General features: G+C 44.3%; 17 protein-coding genes. 13 read left to right on the forward strand and 4 right to left on the reverse strand.

The annotated features are described in order from the left end of the window. Positions 1-191 precede the first annotated feature (191 nt). The gene (gene sat, locus L0G63_RS01360; protein ID WP_301449044.1) at positions 192-1,460 is read left to right on the forward strand and encodes a sulfate adenylyltransferase; all 1,269 of its coding nucleotides are present in this window, start codon (positions 192-194) and stop codon (positions 1,458-1,460) included. 122 nt (positions 1,461-1,582) lie between these two features. On the opposite strand, the gene L0G63_RS01365 is transcribed toward sat, so the two are convergent. Beyond that, positions 1,583-2,125, reverse strand: coding sequence for a hypothetical protein (locus L0G63_RS01365; RefSeq protein ID WP_301449045.1), 543 nt, complete (start codon positions 2,123-2,125; stop codon positions 1,583-1,585). 361 nt (positions 2,126-2,486) lie between these two features. Between L0G63_RS01365 and L0G63_RS01370 the strand changes: the two genes are divergently transcribed. From L0G63_RS01370 to L0G63_RS01390, 5 genes are all read left to right on the forward strand, one after another. Next, the gene (locus L0G63_RS01370) at positions 2,487-3,614 is read left to right on the forward strand and encodes a sulfate ABC transporter substrate-binding protein (RefSeq protein ID WP_301449046.1); all 1,128 of its coding nucleotides are present in this window, start codon (positions 2,487-2,489) and stop codon (positions 3,612-3,614) included. A 284-nt stretch (positions 3,615-3,898) separates the two neighbouring features. Next, positions 3,899-4,987, forward strand: coding sequence for a sulfate ABC transporter substrate-binding protein (locus L0G63_RS01375; protein ID WP_301449047.1), 1,089 nt, complete (start codon positions 3,899-3,901; stop codon positions 4,985-4,987). Positions 4,988-5,205: 218 nt separating this feature from the next. After that, positions 5,206-6,090: a sulfate ABC transporter permease subunit CysT gene (gene cysT, locus L0G63_RS01380; protein WP_301449048.1), complete on the forward strand. Its 885-nt coding sequence runs from the start codon at positions 5,206-5,208 to the stop codon at positions 6,088-6,090. 1 nt (position 6,091) lies between these two features. Beyond that, entirely contained in the window at positions 6,092-7,030 is a 939-nt protein-coding gene (gene cysW / locus L0G63_RS01385) for a sulfate ABC transporter permease subunit CysW (RefSeq protein WP_301449049.1), read from the forward strand. A gap of 97 nt (positions 7,031-7,127) precedes the next feature. Next, complete coding sequence (locus L0G63_RS01390) at positions 7,128-7,850, forward strand: sulfate/molybdate ABC transporter ATP-binding protein (RefSeq protein ID WP_367618346.1); 723 nt, start codon at positions 7,128-7,130, stop codon at positions 7,848-7,850. Positions 7,851-7,984: 134 nt separating this feature from the next. On the opposite strand, the gene L0G63_RS01395 is transcribed toward L0G63_RS01390, so the two are convergent. Next, on the reverse strand, positions 7,985-8,314 hold the full coding sequence (locus tag L0G63_RS01395) for a helix-turn-helix transcriptional regulator (RefSeq protein WP_301449050.1): 330 nt from the start codon (positions 8,312-8,314) through the stop codon (positions 7,985-7,987). Between the two features lie 362 nt (positions 8,315-8,676). On the opposite strand from L0G63_RS01395, the gene L0G63_RS01400 reads away from it, so the two are divergent. The 3 genes from L0G63_RS01400 to bfr (L0G63_RS01410) all read left to right on the forward strand — a co-directional run bounded on the left by L0G63_RS01400 (position 8,677) and on the right by bfr (L0G63_RS01410) (position 10,282). Beyond that, the gene (locus L0G63_RS01400) at positions 8,677-8,868 is read left to right on the forward strand and encodes a bacterioferritin-associated ferredoxin (RefSeq protein ID WP_075107600.1); all 192 of its coding nucleotides are present in this window, start codon (positions 8,677-8,679) and stop codon (positions 8,866-8,868) included. A 382-nt stretch (positions 8,869-9,250) separates the two neighbouring features. Then, positions 9,251-9,739, forward strand: a complete 489-nt coding sequence (gene bfr / locus L0G63_RS01405) for a bacterioferritin (protein WP_301449051.1) — start codon at positions 9,251-9,253, stop codon at positions 9,737-9,739. 60 nt (positions 9,740-9,799) lie between these two features. Beyond that, a complete protein-coding gene (gene bfr / locus L0G63_RS01410; protein ID WP_301449052.1) occupies positions 9,800-10,282 on the forward strand; it encodes a bacterioferritin in 483 nt (160 codons plus the stop codon). 110 nt (positions 10,283-10,392) lie between these two features. On the opposite strand, the gene L0G63_RS01415 is transcribed toward bfr (L0G63_RS01410), so the two are convergent. Then, positions 10,393-10,644, reverse strand: a complete 252-nt coding sequence (locus L0G63_RS01415) for a GNAT family N-acetyltransferase (protein ID WP_301449053.1) — start codon at positions 10,642-10,644, stop codon at positions 10,393-10,395. Positions 10,645-10,734: 90 nt separating this feature from the next. Continuing rightward, positions 10,735-12,111, reverse strand: a complete 1,377-nt coding sequence (locus L0G63_RS01420; RefSeq protein WP_301449054.1) for a DHA2 family efflux MFS transporter permease subunit — start codon at positions 12,109-12,111, stop codon at positions 10,735-10,737. A 252-nt stretch (positions 12,112-12,363) separates the two neighbouring features. Between L0G63_RS01420 and L0G63_RS01425 the strand changes: the two genes are divergently transcribed. The 4 genes from L0G63_RS01425 (at position 12,364) to L0G63_RS01440 (ending at position 17,567) form a co-directional block, all read left to right on the forward strand. Next, on the forward strand, positions 12,364-12,531 hold the full coding sequence (locus L0G63_RS01425; RefSeq protein ID WP_301449055.1) for a hypothetical protein: 168 nt from the start codon (positions 12,364-12,366) through the stop codon (positions 12,529-12,531). A 258-nt stretch (positions 12,532-12,789) separates the two neighbouring features. Continuing rightward, positions 12,790-13,881 carry a DUF1176 domain-containing protein gene (locus tag L0G63_RS01430; RefSeq protein ID WP_301449056.1) on the forward strand — a complete coding sequence of 364 codons (1,092 nt, stop codon included), beginning with the start codon at positions 12,790-12,792 and terminating at the stop codon, positions 13,879-13,881. A 562-nt stretch (positions 13,882-14,443) separates the two neighbouring features. Further along, entirely contained in the window at positions 14,444-16,069 is a 1,626-nt protein-coding gene (locus L0G63_RS01435; RefSeq protein WP_301449057.1) for a DEAD/DEAH box helicase, read from the forward strand. 253 nt (positions 16,070-16,322) lie between these two features. Further along, positions 16,323-17,567 (forward strand): DUF819 domain-containing protein, encoded by a 1,245-nt coding sequence (locus L0G63_RS01440; RefSeq protein ID WP_301449058.1) that lies wholly within the window; start codon positions 16,323-16,325, stop codon positions 17,565-17,567. Positions 17,568-17,788: the final 221 nt, after the last annotated feature.

Genomic DNA, 17,788 nt, shown 5'->3' on the forward strand with positions numbered 1-17,788 from the left:
TATCCAAACACAGCATAAATTTTCATAACGAAAGTTAGGTAGCCTATGCTTATCAAATTTAACGCCTGATCGCTAGTACGCTACTTCTTATCTATCGACGGCTTTCTTCTCAGTTTTGTATATTTAATCACTTTCGTATTTTTGCTCATCTCTTCCAACCATTCTTTCTAATAAGAGGTTTTAATAACGATATGTCTCAGACCCAGATTCAGACCCAAAGCCAAACTCAATCCCAATCAAAGCTGGTTCCACCACATGGCAGTGCCGAGCTTAAACCACTGTTGTTAGAAGGCGACGCACGCGAGCAAGCATTAGAGCTTGCCAGCACCTTACCAACCATTACCTTAAGCTCACGTGAGCGTGGTGATCTGATCATGTTCGGTATTGGCGGCTTTACACCATTAAATGGTTTTATGAATCAAGCCAATTGGCAAGGTGTGGTTGATAACATGCGCTTGCAAAGTGGGGATAATGCAGGTTTGTTTTGGCCCATACCGATCACCTTGTCTGCACCAAAAGCGACGGCGGATAGTTTGAGTCAAGGCGACAAAGTCGCATTGGTCGCACAAGATGGCGAAGTTATGGGCATCTTGACAGTAGAAGAGACCTATACCATTGATAAAGAACACGAGTGCCAGCAAGTCTTTACCACCACAGATCCAGAGCATCCAGGTGTCCAGCAAGTATTGGATCAAGATGATGTCAATATTGCAGGTAGCGTAGAAGTACTGAGCGAGGGCGAATTCCCAACGCGTTATCCTGGTATCTATAAAACGCCCGCGCAAACACGTCAAATCTTTGAAGAGAAAAACTGGCAGACTGTGGCGGCTTTCCAAACGCGTAACCCGATGCACCGCTCACATGAGTATTTGGCCAAAATCGCGATTGAGATCTGCGATGGTGTGATGATTCATTCATTGCTCGGCGCACTAAAACCAGGTGACATTCCAGCAGAAGTACGTCAAGAAGCCATCAAAACCTTGATTGATAATTACTTCAAACAAGACACGGTCATTCAAGCGGGTTATCCGCTAGATATGCGCTATGCTGGTCCACGTGAAGCCTTACTGCACGCGTTATTCCGCCAAAACTATGGCTGTAGCCATCTGATCGTTGGTCGCGACCATGCTGGTGTAGGCGATTACTATGGCGCGTTTGATGCGCAAACCATTTTTGAACAGGTTGGCAAAGACGATCTCATCACCCAGCCGCTAAAAATTGGCTGGACGTTCTGGTGTAATGCTTGTAATGCGATGGCATCTGACAAGACTTGCCCGCATGACGCGTCTGAACACGTTAAAGTATCAGGTACCAAGCTGCGTAAAGCGCTATCAGAAGACATGGAAGTACCAGAGAACTTTAGCCGTCCAGAAGTGCTTGAGATACTACGCAACTACTACGGCAGCATCGCTCGCGAAGAGCGCGCTGAGGTTAAACTCACGGGCGCCTCTGCGGTATAGATCCAGCGCGTCAGCATAAAACATCAACGCGATATCAAAACTAAAAAGGTGCCATACAATGAGTCTGGCACCTTTTTGTTTTTATCATTTTTAGCATCTCTCACCGCAGTTAGCGTGATCTATCAAATCTCTAAATCTTCTACCAGCTTTTGATACTCTCCCGTAAGTGAGCCACCGCCTGAGCAAAAATAATTCAGCGCATATCTATCTGGACTATCAATCGTCAGCATATTGTCTTTAAATTGAAAAAAGACGGTGCTGTCATTTGCCTGCGCCTCAAAAATCGTACCGTGTGCCGCGTCTTGCCCCATTAATGTCGCCTTACCATCAAACTGACAAGTCTGTTTTTTGATATCGCTACGTGAGCGAACTTTTATATCGATTTGTCGATCACTCTCTGCACGTACCATCACGCCAACCCAGTCATATCCTTGTGCACGTTTGTCATAATCTGCAGAAGCATAATCGCCAGAAATATCGTCTTTTATAACATCACTGATAACGTCCACTGGAGTTGGGTGAACCGCTACCGCACGGTGCGTAGAATCTTTCACTGTGGGTATCACGCTATGACAACCCGTTAAAGCAGCTAGGCTAGTGACCATCGTAGTGGCCATCAATGTTAGTGCAGCAGCAGAGTGAAAGCGATGGGACAAAAGAATCATAAAAAGGCCTTTGGTCAAATAAAACAGTCAAATAAATACAGCATTAGTGCTGAGAGTATCCTATAAAAGGATGGTACAGACTAGATAAATGATAGTCTACTTAATAAATCTGCCTGTACTGATTTACCTCTCGTTTCTCATAATTTCCTAAGAGTATATGCTAAGTGCTTATGCCAACATCAGGACTTGATAAGCGGATTCGTCACTAAGCGTTTGCTATTTATGCTGCTAGCATAACTTTCATCATCCGAAAACCGAAATCAACAGAGTAAAAGTCAAAAGAACCAAGCTCAAATGATTGTAAGCCCTATGATGATCAGAATTTTGACAAAACGCTTCTACCACCTTTATCGAGAGCATCATGCAAAAAAAATTCCAAAAATTCCGCATGGCTAGCATCCAGCCAACCAATAATAAACATATAAAAGCACGTGTACTTACCACCAGCAGTATACTTGCAGCAGCGATCATGATGACAGCTTGTAGTCCAACCGAAGGGGCGCAAAACAAAGCAGCAAACAATGCTAATGGTGAGACGCAGGATGTCAATCTACTCAATGTCTCCTATGATGTATCTCGCGACTTTTATAAAGAATATAACGCGCTATTTAGCACTGATTATCAAAAAACCCATCCAAACAGTAAGGTCAATATCAACCAATCGCATGGCGGCTCTAGTAAGCAGGCGCTCTCTGTTGCCAATGGACTACAAGCAGATGTGGTGAGCTTTAACCAAGAGAGTGATATAAATCTGTTGGTTGAGAAAGGTCTAGTCGCTTCTGACTGGCAGCAAGCACTACCAAATAATGCCGTGCCGTACACCAGCACTATGGTGCTACTGGTTCGTGCAGGTAACCCAAAAAACATTCAGGATTGGTCAGATTTAGCCCGTAACGATATCGATGTGGTCACGCCCAATCCCAAGACCAGTGGTACGGCACGTTATGCCTTTTTGGGGGCTTACGGCTATGGCTTGCATCAATTTAAAGAAAACAGCAGTGACAACCCGGTTAAAACCAATGACTTTATCAAAAAACTGTTGGCAAACGTGGTCACTTATGACAATGGCGCGCGCGCTGCGACGACCAGCTTTACCCAGCGTGTCCTGGGCGATGTACTCATCACTACCGAAAATGAGGCCAATTTGGTTGCTCAGCAATTCGCTAAAGGTCAGGTCGATATTGTTTATCCAAGCTACTCGATTGAGATTGCTAATCCAGTGGCAGTCGTCACTGCTGTAACTGACACAGCAGGCAAAACCAAAGCCGCAAATGCCTATCTAAAAGGCTTGTGGGACAAGCCTGCCCAAGAGCTGATGGCAGAGATGTACATGCGCCCAAGTGATGAGCAAGTCCTTGCTGCGCACAAAGACACGTTGCCTAATATGGACACGTTTGAGCCTGTCGCCGTCTTTGGCCCATGGGCAGAGATTATGGATACTTTCTTTGTAGATGGTGGTCGTTTCGATCAGCTGGCACGTACTAAGTAGTTATTTAGCTATTTAGTCATTGAGTTTTGGTTTGTAGCAGGGCTTGTGTCCTCACTGGCAAGTGACGCGCGTGCAATACATATCAGGCGCTTGCCAGTAGGGAATTCATCGACTAGCAAACAGCTAGTTATATATGCAAAGTATTTAAACAACTTATTGATATAATTGGTTTTGCCTACTTGTTATTCCCTTTTGGCAATAACATACGCATATTCATCATTAAACATAATAAGATGGCGCTGTTAGCATACTTGCATTACACAACTGACATCTTTGAGGTATTTATGACAGACGTAGCTCGTTATCAACAAAAGAGCAAAACCCTTAGTGCCTTGAGTATCGCAGGCGTTGCTTTGACATTGGGTCTAACTGGCTGTAGCAACAGCGAGACGACTGAGGCAGCTGATGGTGCCGCAGCGACAGAGGGACAAAATATTGAGCTACTCAATGTCTCTTATGATGTAGCACGTGACTTTTACAAAGACTACAACCCTTTGTTTGTTGAGCATTATAAAGCTGAGCATCCAGACAGCAAGATTCTTATCAAGCAGTCACATGGTGGCTCAAGCAAACAGGCATTGTCTGTGGCTAATGGTCTACAAGCAGATGTGGCGACCATGAACCAAGGCTCAGATATTGAGCTGCTCGAAAAAGAAGGTTTGGTTGATTCAGATTGGGAAAGCCAATTCCCTGACAATGCAGTGCCGTTTACTAGTACGATCGTATTTTTGGTACGTAAAGACAATCCAAAAAATATCAAAGACTGGGAAGATTTGACCAAAGATGGTGTTGAGATTGTCATGGCCAATCCAAAAGTGACGGGTAATGGTCGTTATGCCTTCTTAGGTGCTTATGGGTATGGCCTCCATGCTTTTGATCAAGATGAAACAAAAGCTAAAGGCTACGTTAAAGACATGCTCAAAAACGTCAAAGTTTATGAAAATGGCGGCCGCGCTGCGACAACGACTTTCGTACAGCGCGGTATCGGTGATGTACTAGTGACTTTTGAGAATGAAGCCAACCTTGCTGCAACTGACTTTGGTGCCGGTCAAGTAGACATCGTTTATCCAAAATACTCAATCAAATCAGAAAGCCCTGTGGCTGTCGTGAAGACGGTAACAGACAAAAAAGGTACCACAGACGCGGCCAAAGCGTATCTTGACTACTTGTGGAGTGAGCCTGCTCAGCAACTAGCAGCCGATTTATACTTACGTCCTAGCGTTAAGAGCGTTCTTGACAAAAACAGTGACAAATTGCCACCTGTTGAGACTTTCCGCCCGAACGATGCCTTTGGCACATGGGATGAGATCATGAGCACTTACTTCAGTGATGGCGGTGTGTTTGATCAGTTGGCTGTTAATGCCCCGCAGTAACGGCTGGCTAGCCTCATATAAATAGCAGTCATACCATCTATCGTAATGCCGCTGTTTATATAAAAGCCGCGAAGTATCCCATAAAGGACATGGTCATACGTACTATGTCCTTTATATTGTAAGCCGACCAATAATAATTTTAATAACAGTTGTGATAATAATGGTCTTACAGTGAGCACCCTCGCTAAGTACCATCAGTTAGGCAATAGGACATCACTATGAGTGCAACATCTTCTTCTGCCCGTAAACCCGCTAATAAAAAAGGGTGGCTAACACGTTTGCGTCAGCGTAACGTGCTGCCTGGGTTCGGTCTGAGCATGGGCATTACTGTCTTTAGCTTGTCGTTATTGGTGGTCTTACCGTTCGCTATGATGGCTTATACCACAACCCAGATGGGCTGGACGGGTTTTTGGGAAACCATCACTCAGCCACAAGTGACGGCGGCTATCAAGCTGAGCCTATGGATGTCGTTTTTGGCGATGCTGACCAATATGGTCTTTGGTACGCTTGTCGCGTGGGTACTTGTCCGCTATGAGTTTTGGGGCAAGTCGTTAATTAATGCCTTGGTTGATTTGCCTTTTGCCTTACCAACCGCAGTGACGGGTATCTCGCTTGCCACCCTTTATGCCCCCAATGGCTTGATTGGTCAATGGTTTGCCAAGTTCGATATTCAGGTCGCCTTTACGCCGATAGGTATTTGGTTGGCATTGGTTGTGGTGAGCTTTCCCTTTATCGTTCGTGCCGTACAGCCAGTACTCGCTGAGCTGTCGGTTGAGTTTGAAGAAGCTGCCGCCGTATTGGGTGCCAATCGCTTAACCACCTTTCGCAAAGTAATTTTGCCAGAACTACTGCCGGCCTTACTCATGGGCGCAGGTATGATGTTTGCCCGTGCCACTGGCGAGTATGGTTCGGTGATTTTTATCGCAGGTAATATTCCGATGCAGTCTGAGATTTTACCGCTCATTATCATCAGTAAACTTGAGCAGTTTGATGTTCAAGGTGCTTCTGCGGTTGCACTGTTTATGCTACTCATATCGTTTGCGATTTTATTGACCATCAATATCATGCAGTGGAAACTGTCGCACCGCGTAGGAGCTCGCTAATATGCAAATATCTAATAGCTACGACTACCAAAGCAACGCTGCGACCAAAGACACGCCATGGATCCGCCGCACTTTTATTGTCATTGCCGTATTATTTATGGTTTTGATGTTGGTCATTCCTTTACTGGCTGTGTTTTATGAGGCATTTAAAAACGGCTGGCAGTTATATCTTGCATCATTGGTTGACCCTGAGGCGCTCCAAGCCATCAAACTCACATTGATCACAGCGGCGATTGTTTTACCGATTAATATGGTTATGGGTATTGCGATTGCGTGGTTGGTCACACGCTATCAGTTCAAAGGTAAGCAGCTGGTGACGACGTTACTTGATTTGCCATTTTCTGTGTCGCCCGTCGTCGCAGGTTTGATGTTCGTACTTCTATTTGGTTTGAATTCTACGATCGGTGGATGGCTTGAGAGCATGGGTTTTCAGGTGATCTATGCAGTACCTGGTATTATTTTGGCGACGCTATTTGTCACCTTTCCTTTTGTTGCACGTGAGCTGATACCACTAATGCAGACCCAAGGCGACTCTGAAGAGCAAGCCGCATTAACCTTGGGTGCGACAGGCTGGCAGACTTTTTGGCATGTGACATTGCCTAATATTAAATGGGCGCTGCTATATGGTTTGATTTTGACCAATGCACGTGCGATGGGGGAGTTCGGCGCTGTCAGTGTCGTATCTGGTCATATTCGCGGTGAGACTAATACCATACCGCTGTTGGTTGAGATTGCCTATAATGATTATAACTTTACCGCTGCATTTGCCTTATCGAGCTTACTTGCCGCACTTGCCTTAGTGACGCTATTGATTCAGCAAGTCATGACCAAAATGCAAGAGCGTAAATTTGCTAAGTCTGAACGTTTGGCGGCTGCCCCTGAGCTACCAGCGAGTGCCAATGCAACGACGTCAACGGCTGAGAGTACTAGTAAGCTATAAGTTGTTTGGGTAAGTATTCAGGGTTGTTCAATCATATTGACACAGTCGTTAAGACATCAGTCTCAATACGACAAAAGATATTATAAGAGATACCATTATGAGCATTGAGATTCGCAACGTTAATAAAAAATTTGGTGACTTTACGGCTTTAGATAACATCAATATTACTGTGCCAACTGGCAAGCTGACGACCTTGCTAGGCCCATCAGGCTGCGGTAAGACCACATTGCTACGTATCATTGCGGGTCTGGAATATGCCGACTCTGGACAGGTACTGTTTGATGAGCTGGATGTCACCAATACGCCAGTACAAAAGCGTCATATTGGCTTTATGTTTCAGCATTATGCGTTGTTCCGTCATAAGAGCATCGCGGATAACGTTGCCTTTGGATTGACGTTGCTACCAAAAAATGAGCGACCTAGTAAGGCGGATATCAATAAGCGCGTGGCTGAGCTGTTAGAGTTGGTGCAGCTGCCACAAGTCGCTAATGCGTACCCACATCAACTATCAGGTGGTCAGCGTCAGCGAATTGCCTTAGCCCGTGCACTGGCAGTAAAACCAAAGTTACTATTGCTAGATGAGCCATTTGGTGCGTTAGATGCCAAAGTACGTAAGGAGCTGCGCACGTGGCTAAAAAATATCCATCATGAGCTTGGCATCACAAGTATCATGGTGACTCATGACCAAGAAGAGGCGCGTGCGGTATCAGATGAGATCGTCGTGATGAATCAAGGGCGAGTAGAGCAGGTAGGAACGTCAGAGGAGTTGATACATCATCCAGCCAATGCGTTTATCAGCGACTTCTTAGACTTGGCATAGGGCTCGGCGTTTACTTTTTGTCCTTTATAACAGATCAGAGTAAGCAAACTAAAAAAACCTACACATTTATGTAGGTTTTTTTAGTTTGTCGAGTCATCTGTACCACAGACAACCATCCTAAATAGCCGCGCTATCTAGGCAAGCTTTGATGCGTCGCTATCTGACTCATTAGGCAAGAGCTGGTCATAAGTAATATTCAAGATATCTTGACACCATTCTGGCAAATCATCAGCGACTTCATACCACATCCATGTGCCATCACGCACATAGCTCAAAATACCCAATTTCTTCAAATGGTTCAGGTGACGCGATATCGTTGGTTGTGGTTGATCCAGTATGTCTACCAGATCACCCACGCAACGGGCTTCTTTTTTGAAAAGAATTTGAAATATTTTTAGACGTGTCGGATCAGATAAGACTTTAAATAGATCAATAGGTCGTATCGTAAAATTATTATCAGACATAGAAAAATTCCAGTGTGCTTCGTTTATAGGGGTTCAATATACCAGCAGTTATTCATAAAATCGATTAAAAAATAATCAAAATTACAGTTCATCGTAAATTTACTACCTTTCACAATATTCGGTTACAGGCACACTTATATCCGCTTACACAAATGTATAACCTGAGACAATGCTGTGACTGATAAATATACCGAATGTGATTGAAAATGATAATAGTTATCGTTATTATACTGCATAGAATAAACGTGGTGTTTAATAATACATCACAGCCAATGATCGTTAGCAGCTTTCACCCATGATCTTATCAATCACTCAGTAGTGCACAGCAATTATCGAATAGTGGTATTCAGAGGAGCCAATCCATGTACGTATGTATCTGTAATAACGTCAAAGAAAAGCAAATCAAAGCAGCCATTGCCTCTGGTGTCGATACGCTCGATGGTCTAAAAGACACGCTCGACGTTGCAACTTGCTGTGGATGCTGTGAGCCTATGGTCAATGATTACTTAGACGAACATCACGCAGCACTCGATGTCTTAGCGTATGCTGTCTAGGCGCTTTTGAACCAAACCCCGTTATCTTGGGTCTGACCATCCGATGAAATATATTCCAAATTATAAATATATAATTTTATTATACATAAAGAATAGGTCATAAGCGTCCATATAACCTCATCGATACGCCAGCATCGTTGCTACCACTCTACATCAAATATTGTGCTTAACTGCTGTGGTTAATTACAATTCTCAATTAGCATCTCATTCTTAGTTCACAACATTACATGCGATGTAGCGACTGTATGCTACTATATCTGTCTAAAATTGTAAGACGTTCGATAGATTTTACTCTTTACTGATCAGTTTACGTATTCAGGTATCTTTATATGTAAATATATGAATATATAGATCGGTAAAAACATATAGAGGAGTGTACATTATGAAAGGCAGTCAAAAAGTTATTGATTATTTGAATTTCTTATTGGGCGGTGAGCTGGCGGCACGTGATCAGTATTTTATCCACTCAGAGATGTATGCTGAATGGAGCTATGGCAAATTGTACGATCGTATCCATCATGAAATGGAAGATGAGACACTGCATGCGCAGGCGATTATTCGTCGCATTCTCATGCTGAGTGGTACACCCAACATGACGATCGATCAGATCAATATCGGCAGCACGGTTCCTGAGATGCTACAGATTGATCTTGATTTAGAATATAAAGTACAGAAACATCTAAAAGAAGGCATTGCGCTTTGTGAAGCAGAACACGACTATGTCACACGTGAGATGCTGGTTGAGCAGCTAAAAGATACTGAAGAAGACCATGCGCATTGGCTTGAGCAACAGTTGCGCTTAATTGACATGATTGGTCTGCCTAATTATCTACAAACCCAAGTGGCTGAAGTCACTCCCAATCTTGTTTGATATCATCATAGATATAAATAAAACATAACACTTAGTACAAATATGAAAGGGAGAGAGACAATGAAAGGGGATAAAGAGGTTATCCGCGCACTTAACAAAGTACTTGGACAGTCATTGATTGCTATTAATCAGTACTTTTTGCACGCACGTATTGCCCGTCACTGGGGATTAGAATCTCTAAATGACTCACTTTATAAGCAGTCGATTGCTGAGATGAAATGGTCAGACGATTTGATCGCACGCATTTTGTTGTTGGATGGTTTGCCTAACTTACAAGAGCTTGGTAAGGTGTTGGTTGGGGAAGATGTACCAGAAGTGATTGAGTGCAATCTGCGCCTTGAGAAGCAAAAATTTGATATCATCACCGATGCAATCACCTTGTGCGAGACAAAGTCTGACTATGTCTCTCGCCAGCTGTTGGTCACGTTAAAAGATGGCAGTGAAGAATATCAAGACTGGCTAGAGACGCAGGAAGATTTGATCGAAAGTATTGGTGCAGAACGCTATATTCAATCACAAATCAATGATGACGAGACACCTTAAACGATTGGCTTAGTCTAGCCGATAATAAAACCGAATGAAAAGCCAGCGATTATGCTGGCTTTTTTGTGTCTTACTTTTTTATACAGGATTTTTTGTACAGGGATAAAGGGTTATATGGAGAATAGGAAAAGGTTTGCCCATATCGTCAAATGGTGAGCGGAAAACGACAGCTGTTTACCGATGCCTTTTCCTCTTGCCTTATCTGTGACAAATAGCATTTCAATCTTTGAACCCTTTATTTTAATAAAGCCCAGCATGGAACCATTACCGTCTTTGATACATTTTAGGGTCAATGCAGGCAAGCATTTTTTAATGATGATAGGTCTAAAAAAAGGCAATATCTTCTTCTGTGATAAAGTCATGGGTTGCTCGAACAGAGTTTTCCCAAACAGCCATCAACGCGGCATAGTTTTCAAGAAATACGTCTTCTATCGCCATAGTATTTTCTCTCATTAGTACAGACCGCGACCATCCTCTGGCTTTAGCCGTAAAAAACCCAGCCCTGAGAGAATAGTAAAGCCGCCCAGCACCCAATAAGTGATTTGAAAAGCTTGTAGGGTATCCACTTGAAACCGATCACGTAATAAGTTTAGTAATGCGGCACCAAAGGCAATACCCAAGCCGATTGCCATTTGCTGATTGACGGCCATTAAGCTGTTGCCACTACTGGTCTGTGCCCCTTGTAAATCGCCGATAGTGATGGTATTCATGGCACTGAACTGGATTGAGTTACAAACACCAATCACAATCAGCACCGGGATCATCCATGGCCACTGCGCCGCATCTGAGAACTGTCCTAGTACAATGATCAGTAAACCCAAAATAAGGGTGTTGTATACCAATACGGTACGGTAACTATAACGCTGAATAATTTTGCTGACAAAGGGTTTTATCCCAAGTGCACCAACTGCAATGGGTGCTAATAACCAGCCTGCCTGCGAAGGTGTGTATTCAAACACGACTTGTAATAGTAATGGTAATAAAAAAGGCACGGCACTGATGCCAATACGCGTGGATAGATTGCCAGTAATACCAATACGAAAAGTAGGCACATTAAAGAGTGTCAAAGAAAATAGCGGCGCAACATGGCGTTTAGCATGCCATACATAGGTCAGTAAAAAACCAATCGATGCGGCAGCTAGCAATAGCGTATTGTAACCGTGGCCCACTTTTGAACCCATCTCAACCGCTAACGTCAACGCGCACGCACCCAATGCGAACAGCCCAAAACCGACCCAGTCTAAAGACTGCTTATCCCCAAACAGCGCAGGTATGAGTTTTTTGCCAATGACAAACCCCACCACGCCCATTGGAATATTGATCAAAAATATCCAGTGCCAACTGGCATATTGGACCAAATACCCGCCAAGCAAGGGTCCAACCAGAGGCGCGACCAAGGCAGGAATTACTGCAAAATTCATTACCGTTAATAACTGATTACGCGGGTAGGACTTTACCAAAATCAAGCGCCCAACTGGGGTCATCATAGCGCCGCCAATACCTTGTATCACCCGTGATACCACCAAAAAGTTCAATGTGGACGCCATCGCGCACAGCAGTGAACCGATGCAAAATATCACAATAGCGGAGAGAAAAACGCGGCGCGTACCGTATTTGTCTGCCAAAAACCCACTAATTGGAATAAAAATTGCCAAGGTCAATGCATAGCTGATAACGGCCCACTGCATTTTTAACGGTGACTCATCTAATGCCAAGGCCATCTGCGGCAGTGCGGTGTTCAGGATAGTGGCATCCAGAATTTGCATGAATAGCGCCACTGCTAACACATAGGGTAGGTATTTATTTTGAGTTGGGGTGAGCGTTAGCATGTCAATCCCATTGGGTATCTCATTATGAAGTCAAAAAAATCGCCTCTGACAATCAGAGCTGCCAGAATGCGCGATATAAGTTGAGTAGTATAAGAAAGCTTGTATCGTAATAAAAGTAGCTCAAGGTAACGAGATACCCTGATAGGCTTGAATCATTAGGTGATATGTCATCACTCACAGCAAAATCGTAACATTGATTACAAGAGAAGACTTTTATGCGGTAATGATGAGGCTGATTATAATATTGCCGATATGATTATTTGGGCATGGTATGGACAGTTGGTACTTGGCAAGCTATATGATGCGGCAGAGTTTTTGCAAGTACAAGACTACAAACACATACAGCGCTGGGCGAAAAAAATTGCTGAGAGACCTGCCGTCAAGCGTGCTATAGACCTAGAGTTAAAACCTATTGATTAACTTATAAGATCACACCCATTGAATGGTCTTAATTAGTGACAATTAGGAATGAAATCAGGCTGATAAGTAAATCTCTTATCAGCCTGATTTTATTGTATTTAATTTAATTAAATGAATATAAATACAGCCACTTACTTTCCTTTGTGTTTACACAATGGTACATTAGTACAACAGATAGAAACATTGGTGCGTTAAGATAACCGCTTATCACCGTAATCGACAGGTGTTTATACTTATTTAATTGATGAGTAATAGATTATGAAACACAATAATAAAATGCGCTTACCTATGCTTGCAGCAGTTAGTATGGCTTTGTTTGGTACAGCAAGTATGGTGAACGCCAAAACTGAAACTGAGTTTACCAGCCAAGATTGGCAGGTGGTCTGTGATAATACCCGTACTTGCCGGATAGCAGGCTATCAAGCAGAAAATAATAGTGAATTTCCTGTCTCTGTCTTATTGACCCGCCGTGCAGGGGCAAACGCCGCTGTAGATGGCAAAGTCAAGCTTGGTGGTACCAAAGACAGCTCCTCTAAAGCTCTCATGCAGCTTGGCAACCGCCACCGTATCTCTTTGTTTATTAACGATAGAAACTATGGTGAAACCAAACCATATTCTGCGGCAACAGGCCATGCTGAGCTTACTCAAACGCAAGTTACCGCCTTAGTTAGCGCCCTTCAGCGATCAAGCAAAATCACATTCGCATTACGTAACTCGCGCTGGCAACTCTCAGACAGAGGAGCTAGTGCGGTCATGTTAAAGGCCGATGATGTCCAAGGACGCGTGGGTACGCCAAGTGCGCTGATGAACCATGATAATGCGACCAAATCTAATAGTAATGTCTTACCCCCTAAAGCAGTACCTGTACTACGTTTTGTAGAGCCTGCCGGAAAATCTGATACCAATAATAGCAAAAAGTTTGTGATGAGATCTTCTCAATTGGCATCCCTAATGAAACGAACCATGAAAGATGCGGACGCGGATTGTCCAAATCTATCAGATGATTCATCTTGGCAAGTCAATCGGCTCAATGATTCACAGCTACTTGCACAGCACGATTGCTGGACAGCCGCTTACAACGCTGGTAGTGGGGTGTGGGTGATCAATGATAGCAAGCCCTACAAGCCAACCTTGGTGACGACTAGCGCCACCAATTACGACAAAGGTAAGCTTAGCTCAGTACAAAAAGGTCGCGGTATTGGCGACTGTATGAGTCAAGTCGATTGGGTGTGGACGGGCCGCGCGTTTGAGAAAAGCCATGAAAGCACCACTGGACTGTGCCGTCTTATCGAAGCGGGCGGGGCATGGCAGCTGCCGACTTATGTCACGGATGTTAAAGTAGTCAAATAATCACCGATTTTTTGTTGAATGAGACGTTTAGCATGCTCAATAGAGGACTTATTCGGGCTATTTACTCAGTAATTGAATAAATGGCTACACATAATTTTTTATTGTGCTATACTGCGTCGCCACGCAAGCTTAGGCTTTCGTGAATTATGAGATTGATAACATCGCCTGCGATTTTGGGTCTAGGATGACCATAAGTAATTGTTGCCGATGATTTTGTGTGCTTAAATAACCTTTCAAATATATTCGTTATTTTTGACTCATATCTTATCTACTGACCTATATAGGGTCTAGATTGGTTGCTGTTTGCGATTATCTACTTTGGATAAAGTATCGATAATGCGCGTATATCAAACATGGATAAGACACTCGGCACTACCACCAAAATACGTCAGACAGTACGAAAGCACTTATTATTATTCTGAGCCCAATTGGCTCGGATGCGGATTATCGACACTTTTTGTGATTCGATAGCTACTTAATAAAGGCGGCGTGATGAACGGTTATCAGTGGTATGCATCAAGTTTGCTGAATTTACAGCAGCTTATACTTACCAAGGATTCCTATGACTGACATCTTATCTGCAATTGCCGCTGAAAACGGTATCATCGAAAGCAACGACACTACTGCAAACACTGACACCTCTAATACTGACGCTACTGCTCAAGCAGCAACAGACGCGGCCTCAGAAGACAAAACAACCTTTAGCGATCTTAATATTGCCAAGCCGATTTTGACCGCGCTTGATCGCATCGGTTATACCAATCCAACACCTATCCAAGAACAAGCCATTCCGTTTGCACTAGCCGGCCGTGACCTTTTATTGTCAGCGCAAACAGGTAGTGGTAAAACAGCAGCATTCGTAATCCCAGTACTCGATCGCTTAAGCCGTGCCACCAGCTTTGACAAACTGACCAAAGCACTGATCCTAACGCCAACGCGCGAGCTTGCTCAGCAAGTCCATGACAGTGTCCGTACGTACTCTAAAGACATGCGCGGTTTGTTCTGTGTGCCCTTGGTCGGCGGCGCGCCTTATAACGGTCAAATCACCGCCCTACGTAAAGGTGTACAGGTCATCGTCGCCACGCCTGGTCGTTTGCTTGACCATATAAAAGCAGGCCGTGTGGATTTATCAAACCTTGAAGTGTTGGTGCTGGATGAAGCGGACCGTATGCTTGACATGGGTTTTGCTGATGATATCAGTGACATTTTGCGCGCCGCTCCTGTGGATCGCCAGACCGTCATGTGTTCAGCAACTTGGGATGGCCCAGTCGGTAAAATCGCTGCCAGCTTCACTAAGAACCCTGAGCGCGTATCAATCAAAGTAGAATCTGCACACATCGAAGAAAAAGTGTACTACTGTGATGATTTTGATCACAAAAACCGCTTGCTTGACAAAATCGTTTGCCAACAAGAGATGGATCAAATCATTATCTTTGCTGCAACCAAACGTAGCACTGAGAAATTGGCAAAACAACTACAAGAAGCGGGCCATAAAGCAAGCTTCCTACATGGTGACCTGCCACAGAGCAAGCGTAACCGCATCGTTCAAGATTTGCGTAATGGTAAGGTAAAAATCTTAGTAGCGACTGACGTTGCGGCTCGTGGCCTAGACGTGCCAGCAATCTCACACGTCATCAACTATGACTTACCACGTCAGACTGAAGATTACGTCCACCGTATTGGTCGTTGTGGCCGTGCTGGTCGTACTGGTGTGGCTATCAGCCTATGCAGCATGGATGATCGTCCACAATTGGCCGCCATCAACCGTTACTTAGATCGCAAGATGGAAGTCTGTGTTATTGAAGGTATGGAGCCTAAGAAAACCTACGTACCTAGCGAAAACAAAGGTAAAGGCCGTGGTCGTGGCCGTGGTCGTTCAAGCGGTGGTTACGCTGGCAAATCTAGCGGCGGTGGTCGTGGCCGTTCAAGTAATGGCGCACCAACTGGTCAACGCGCGAGCAATGACAGCGGATACCAAGGCAAACCACGTGAGCGTTCAGGTGGCAAGCCGTACCAAGGTAAGCGTACTGGTGGCCCAAGCCGTGGCGACAACAACGGTGTTCCACATGGTGAGCGTGCGGCAACTGGTCGTGGTCGTCCAAGTGGCAGCCAAGGCCGTCCGGCAAATCGTTCTGACAGCCGCGGTCAAGGTCGTCCAAACGGTGGCAACCGTGGTAAAAACTCGTAATATCGCTATAGCTGACGATGAATATTCGTAATTAATCGTCTAAAGTAGTAAAAAGCCAGATACTTGTTATCTGGCTTTTTTGTGCGTGACCCATTGTTCGCTGATGGTATAGTTAAGCTTTTGCAGGAATGACTAACTATGATTCGTTTAGAACTCAGCAGTTATTAAGATCATTGACATGGCTGCTTGCACGAGTTTTATCGCTTGTCTATACTGATTCACTTTTGCCAGTTGTTTGCCTCGGAGCGCCTTGATGCCTACTACCTCCTCTTTAGCAATTGATAGCCTGACATTAGCTTTCGGTATCATTATGGCAATCATTGGTCTAGTATTCTATACCCAAGGTTTGCCGGGTAAATTCTGGCGACGGTTTTATGCGGTATTGCCCGGTATTGTGCTGTGCTGCTTTATACCTGCTACTTTGAATAGCTTAGGGGTGTTCGCCGATGGGGTGGGTTCACAGATTTATGGATTTACCGCGACGTATCTGCTGCCAGCCAGTTTGCTATTGATGACCTTATCCATGGATGTTCCCAAAATACTAGGATTGGGTTGGAAAGCGATTGCCATGTTCTTTGCCGCCAGTATCGCTATTGTTATTAGCGGTCCCATTAGTTTAGGAATAGCTAAGTGGGTATCGCCTGAAATGTTCCTCAATGATACGTTATGGCGTGGATTTTCAGCCGTGGCAGGCAGTTGGATCGGCGGTGCAGCTAACCAAGCGGCAATGAAAGAGCTGTTTGGGGTCAGTGATGATTTGTTTGGTATGATGATTCTGGTCGATGCCACCAATGCCTCATTGTGGTTATTGGCAATATTAGTAATGGCAAAACACAGCGCAAAGATCGATCGATTCTTACGAGCGGATACCAGTAGTATTGATAAAGTTATCAAGGCCGTCGAAAGCTATGAGCGCGATCATGCCCGTCCAGCCACCATCAATGATTTGATGGTGATGTTTGGTTTGTGCTTTGCCATGGTAGGAGTGGCGCACTTTGTTGGTGGACAAATTGCTGCCTTTTTTGCCCCATATAAATGGGCGGCGCAATATAGTTTTGCCAGTTCATTCTTTTGGATGGTAGTCATTATTACTCTGTTAGGTGTCATTTTTTCTTTTACTAAGATTCGCAGACTCGACCATGTGGGCGCGTCCAAAATGGGTACCGTATTTATCTTCGTGCTGATTGCCGCAATTGGTATGCAGATCAATTTGGCAGGTATTGTCTCGCAGTGGCGGCTATTGCTTATCGGCTTTTTATGGATGAGTATTCACGTCGTGATTATCTTTGCTGTTGCCAGACTGATTCGCGCACCGTTTTTCTTTTTGGCAGTTGGCTCCAACGCCAACACGGGTGGTGCGTCCTCTGCGCCGATTGTCGCGACGGCTTTTCATCCGTCGCTTGCGCCTGTTGGTGTGTTTTTGGGTATTATGGGCTATGCGGTGGGGACGTTTGGCGGGTATATTAGCACCCAGCTGATGCGCTTGGTAGTGGGTTAGTGTTTAGGTTATCCATATTCTGATAGCATTTTTTCCTCAAAAAACCTGCAATGATTGCGGGTTTTTTTATTATAAGGTGCCTAATGACTTAAGTTGTCGTTTTGTCTATCTATGCTATTGATACGTAAGCATTGCCACACCCCTGCATGAGTACGTGTTAACCTTCCTGCTACTCAGATGAATAATAATAAATACGTTAGCAATAAATAGGGTCTCAATAG

Origin of the sequence: Psychrobacter sp. (assembly GCF_030454045.1) — a bacterium.
Classification (GTDB): domain Bacteria; phylum Pseudomonadota; class Gammaproteobacteria; order Pseudomonadales; family Moraxellaceae; genus Psychrobacter.

Excerpts from the sequence above, each read along its gene's own strand:
- sat (WP_301449044.1), top strand. The coding sequence starts at position 192 with ATGTCTCAGACCCAGATTCAGACCCAAAGCCAAACTCAATCCCAATCA.
- L0G63_RS01365 (WP_301449045.1), bottom strand. The coding sequence starts at position 2,125 with ATGATTCTTTTGTCCCATCGCTTTCACTCTGCTGCTGCACTAACATTG.
- L0G63_RS01370 (WP_301449046.1), top strand. The coding sequence starts at position 2,487 with ATGCAAAAAAAATTCCAAAAATTCCGCATGGCTAGCATCCAGCCAACC.
- L0G63_RS01375 (WP_301449047.1), top strand. The coding sequence starts at position 3,899 with ATGACAGACGTAGCTCGTTATCAACAAAAGAGCAAAACCCTTAGTGCC.
- cysT (WP_301449048.1), top strand. The coding sequence starts at position 5,206 with ATGAGTGCAACATCTTCTTCTGCCCGTAAACCCGCTAATAAAAAAGGG.
- cysW (WP_301449049.1), top strand. The coding sequence starts at position 6,092 with ATGCAAATATCTAATAGCTACGACTACCAAAGCAACGCTGCGACCAAA.
- L0G63_RS01390 (WP_367618346.1), top strand. The coding sequence starts at position 7,128 with ATGAGCATTGAGATTCGCAACGTTAATAAAAAATTTGGTGACTTTACG.
- L0G63_RS01395 (WP_301449050.1), bottom strand. The coding sequence starts at position 8,314 with ATGTCTGATAATAATTTTACGATACGACCTATTGATCTATTTAAAGTC.
- L0G63_RS01400 (WP_075107600.1), top strand. The coding sequence starts at position 8,677 with ATGTACGTATGTATCTGTAATAACGTCAAAGAAAAGCAAATCAAAGCA.
- bfr (WP_301449051.1), top strand. The coding sequence starts at position 9,251 with ATGAAAGGCAGTCAAAAAGTTATTGATTATTTGAATTTCTTATTGGGC.
- bfr (WP_301449052.1), top strand. The coding sequence starts at position 9,800 with ATGAAAGGGGATAAAGAGGTTATCCGCGCACTTAACAAAGTACTTGGA.
- L0G63_RS01415 (WP_301449053.1), bottom strand. The coding sequence starts at position 10,644 with ATGACTTTATCACAGAAGAAGATATTGCCTTTTTTTAGACCTATCATC.
- L0G63_RS01420 (WP_301449054.1), bottom strand. The coding sequence starts at position 12,111 with ATGCTAACGCTCACCCCAACTCAAAATAAATACCTACCCTATGTGTTA.
- L0G63_RS01425 (WP_301449055.1), top strand. The coding sequence starts at position 12,364 with ATGATTATTTGGGCATGGTATGGACAGTTGGTACTTGGCAAGCTATAT.
- L0G63_RS01430 (WP_301449056.1), top strand. The coding sequence starts at position 12,790 with ATGAAACACAATAATAAAATGCGCTTACCTATGCTTGCAGCAGTTAGT.
- L0G63_RS01435 (WP_301449057.1), top strand. The coding sequence starts at position 14,444 with ATGACTGACATCTTATCTGCAATTGCCGCTGAAAACGGTATCATCGAA.
- L0G63_RS01440 (WP_301449058.1), top strand. The coding sequence starts at position 16,323 with ATGCCTACTACCTCCTCTTTAGCAATTGATAGCCTGACATTAGCTTTC.